The organism is Microcoleus sp. S13_C3, from assembly GCF_036700905.1.
Lineage (GTDB): Bacteria > Cyanobacteriota > Cyanobacteriia > Cyanobacteriales > Microcoleaceae > Microcoleus.
The window spans coordinates 15,927-20,366 of sequence record NZ_JAUBPT010000148.1 but is presented as its reverse complement, the minus strand read 5'-3'; the positions used below and the strand labels follow the sequence as shown (position 1 = coordinate 20,366).

The window sequence follows — 4,440 nt, the reverse complement described above, 5'->3', positions numbered from 1 at the left end:
AGAAACGACTCTCCGACGTAGTTTGCGACAAAAAAAGAAACGAGCGGCGATGAATGATGACTATATGATGCAGATTCAAAGAGTGCTTGTGTCAAGCCTGATTGAGATGCTCTTACCCTGTCATTAGTCATCACTGGGTTGATGACTAATGTCATGGGGCGAGCGTGAAATTTATCTAATACAGTGGGCAGTTGGCATTAGTTATTAGTCCGTAGTTATTAGTCATTAGTGTCGGTAATCTGGGTAATTAAAATTACGATCGCGCACTGGTTAAAGGACATTTAAAAATAACCAGAGTTTGGGATAGTGGGGTAGAGATTTCGGATCGCTTTGTCGGATCTGTAAATTTACGTAACAGTCGAGTGCGATCTATAAAAAATTAGCTATTTTTGAAAAATAGACACAAATTATGTCAGGGCGATCGCGGAGTATTAAGTCAGGGTGACGAGCTTGTCTGGGCTGAGTGTACGGATATTTGACTGCTTGGCTCGGATTGTGAATAAAAAGTAATAGGCTATGGCGTGTTTTCAAAGCCCAACGATCCCCCCCAGCCCCCCTTGAAAAAGGGGGGAGCAAGAGCGTCAAAGTCAACCCCTACTCCCCTTTTTAAGGGGGATTTAGGGGGAGCGGGATCTGATGGAATAGTTTGAAAACACGCCCCAGATAGAACTCAGCTACCGGGCTTCTCGAACAGAAACTCGATATTTCTTCAAGAAGTTGAGTTCTGTATTGTTTAAACAAAAGTAAAAGTATAGGGCAAAAATTATGGCTACTTTCACCGTCACCAACGCCAACGACAACGAAAGCGATCCGGGTTCCCTGCGATTTGCCATCAAACAGGCTAATACTATAGCTGGCGCAGACACAATTATTTTCGACCCAAATTTCTTTGCCGTACCCAGGACGATCGGCCTGTCAGCACAACTCATCGTCAACGATAGTCTCACCATCAAAGGTACTGGAGTCAATAACCTGACGATTAGTGGCGATGTCAACAAAAATGGCAGCAACGACAATGGCGATGTCCGCCTCTTCTTCGTCAATCAAGGGACTGTTCAATTCAACAACCTCACCCTGGCAAATGGTCGGGGCAAGGGTGGCAATGGCGGTGGCGGTGGCGGCGGCATGGGCGGTGCGCTGTTTATTAATGGCGGTACCGTCGGCGTCAATAACGTCACCTTCTCAAACAACCAGGCAGTTGGTGGAGATGGCAGCGTTGGTAATCGTGGCGGTGGTGGCTTTGGTGGCACTGGCTTTGGTGGCTTAGATGGTAAAGGTGATTATGGTGGTGGTGGTGGCGGGTTTGGTGGCAACGGCGGGACTACTGGCCGCCACAGCAGTGGTGGTGGCGGCTTTAGTGGCAATAGCGAGTCGATTCATGGCGGTGGGGGCGCAGGCACCATATTTGGTGGCAACCCAGCAGGTAACGGCAGCCATAGCTTGGCGGGCGGTACCGATAACCTAGATGGCGGCATTGGCGGTGGCATTGGCGGCGGTGGCGGCGGTGGTGGTAGCGACGCGATCACAGGTAATGGTGGCATTGGTGGCATTGGAGGAGGTGGCGGTGGCGGTGGTTTCACCTCCCGCAATTTTGGTGGTATTGGTGGCAGTGGTGGGGACTTTGGCGGCGGTGGCGGTGGGGGTTCGGGTGTTGGTGGCGGCGCAGGTGGCAGCGGTGGCTTTGGCGGTGGGGGTGGCGCAGGTGGCAGCGGTTTCGGTTCTGTAAGCCTATTTAGCTATGGTGGCAGAGGCGGCAGTGGCGGCTTTGGTGGCGGTGGTGGCGGGGGCGGTTTCAGTCTATCTGGTTCTGGCGGCTTTCCCGGTAGCGGGGGAACTTTCGGCGGTAACGGCGGTGGCGGCGGCAATGGCGACTTAAATAATAATTTTGGTGGAGGAGGGGGCGGCGCCGGACTGGGGGGTGCGATTTTTATTCGCAGCGGTTCTCTTACCTCAGTCAACAGCAAGTTTCTCAACAATACGGCAACAGGTGGGTTGGGCGGTATTCCATCTTCTAACGCCATGTCAGGCGCAAATGGTCAGGGGAAGGGCGGCGCAATATTTGCCGTTACTCCCAACCTTGCCAGTGTGGCAGGGGTGGCTGCGACTCCCACGGTGACAGCTATTGGGGCGCTACCAACTTTCAGTGGCAACAGCGCTGCGAATGCTGGGGTAACTGCTACGGATGGAAACGATGTTTTTGGTAACATCAACGTGAAAACTCCGATCGCCAACCAGCCTCCTGTAGCGGAAAATGACAGCGCGATAACTTCTGCTAACATTCCAGTCAAGATTGATGTTCTCTCCAACGACATCGATCCGGATGGCAACCCTTTGACCATCAGTCTAGTCGCGAATCCCACCAAGGGGACGGCAGTTGCAAACAACAACGGCACGCCGAACAATCCCAACGATGATTTCATTACCTACACTGCCGGTGCGAACTTCAACGGCGACAGCTTCACCTATCGCCTCAGCGACGGCACCGCAAACAGCAATATTGCTACTGTCAGCATCCTGCCAGATATTGGGGTGACTTTTTTGGTAACAAATACTAATGACAGCGGGCCTGGTTCGTTGCGACAGGCAATGCTGAATGCCAACAATCGTCCGGGTGCAGATACGATCGCATTCCAAATTACCACTTTCATCCAGATTCCGCGCTTACCCTTCCAGAGTCCGATCCAGATCCCGATCGCCTTTAACCTTCCTCAAACTATCAACCTCGCATCTGCTTTGCCGGCAATTACAGATGCCGTCACAATCGATGGCTGGAGTCAAGGCGGCCCCGGATTCCAAGGCGCGCCGCGAATTGAACTCAATGGTGTGGCATCGAATTCACCTGTAGGACTTGACATTCAGGCAAGCAATTCTGTTATTCGAGGGCTGGCAATTAACAGATTTTCATCTCAATCATTAAACGGAGTTGCTGGCATTAAGCTATCGAATAGTGCCGCCCAAAACTGGATTTATGGCAACTATATCGGCACCGATTTAAGTGGCAATTTCGCTCGCGGTAACAGTGGAGATGGTATCTTAATCGATCGCACCGCCGGAACCGAAAATCGCATCGGCACCAACGGCGACGGATTTAATGATGCTGCAGAACGCAATGTAATTTCTGCCAATCTAGGAAACGGAATCGCGATTAACAGTAACTTAAACGCGATCGAGAAAATCACGACAATAGTCGGCAACTTTATTGGTACGAATGCTGCGGGTGTTGCAGCCCTAGGTAATAGATTGAGTGGCATTTATCTGAATGCTGGCTCGAACATGATTGGAGGCACGAATCCCAGTCAGCGCAACATTATCTCTGGCAATATTCTTAATGGCATCAAGATCGCTGGCAGCAATGCTGTTAACAACCAAATTCAAGGCAATTACATCGGCATCCAAGCAGATGGAGTCACTGCTGCGGGCAATCTAGGCAGCGGTATCTCGATCGAAGATGGTGCTGCTAAGAATACGATCGGCGGTATCGAACCGGGAACTGGAAATACGATCGCTTACAACAATTTAGCTGGAGTTGCTGTTATCTCTGGTACGAATAATGGGATTTTAGGCAATAGTATTTTCAACAATAATGGTTTGGGCATTGACTTAGCAAATAAGGGAGTAAGCCCTAACGATCTAAACGATACTGACACGGGTGCTAACAACCTGCAAAACTTTCCCGTCATCACTTTTGCCCACTCCAATGGCAAGAAGGCTGAGATCAAAGGCGCTCTCAACAGCACTCCCGATCGCACGTTTCGGCTGGAATTATTTGCTAACTCCAGTCTCGATTCGACAGGCTTTGGCGAAGGCAAAACCTTCCTCGGTTCTACGATTGTTACTACGGACAGTAGCGGTAAAAATAGTTTCGCCTATACCTATGGCAGTTCCCTACCTATCGGTCAATTTATTACCGCAACGGCGATCGATCCTGCTAATAATACCTCGGAATTTTCCCCAGGATTTGCGATCGCCAACCAATCGCCTGTAGCAGTCAACGACAGCGCGATCGCCGATCGCAGAAATCCAGTCCATATTAACGTCCTGTCCAACGACAGCGACCCGGATGGCGACCCTCTGACGATCGGCATTGTTACCAATCCGGTGAATGGAACGGCAGTCGTTAATAATAACAACACGCCGGACAATCCCAATGATGATTTTATTACTTATACTCGCAATCTCGGATTTAATGGTGGCACAGAGAGCTTCAGCTATCAAGTCAGTGACGGTCAAGGGGCTACAGCAACAGCTAATGTCAACTTGACTTATGCGGCACCCACTCCGACACCCTCTCCCAATCCGACACCCTCTCCCACTCCGTCATTCCCGCCCACTCCGACGACATTTCCCACTCCGTCATTCCCGCCCACTCCGCCGACATTTCCCACTCCGTCATTCCCGCCCACTCCGCCGACATTTCCCACTCCGTCATTCCCGCCCACT

Annotated in this window: 1 protein-coding gene; it reads left to right on the top strand. The window is 51.0% G+C overall.

Features of this window, described 5'->3' with window-relative positions:
• Positions 1-765 precede the first annotated feature (765 nt).
• On the top strand, positions 766-4,440 hold a 3,675-nt coding region (locus QUA16_RS28970), incomplete at its 3' end, for an Ig-like domain-containing protein (protein WP_333181529.1).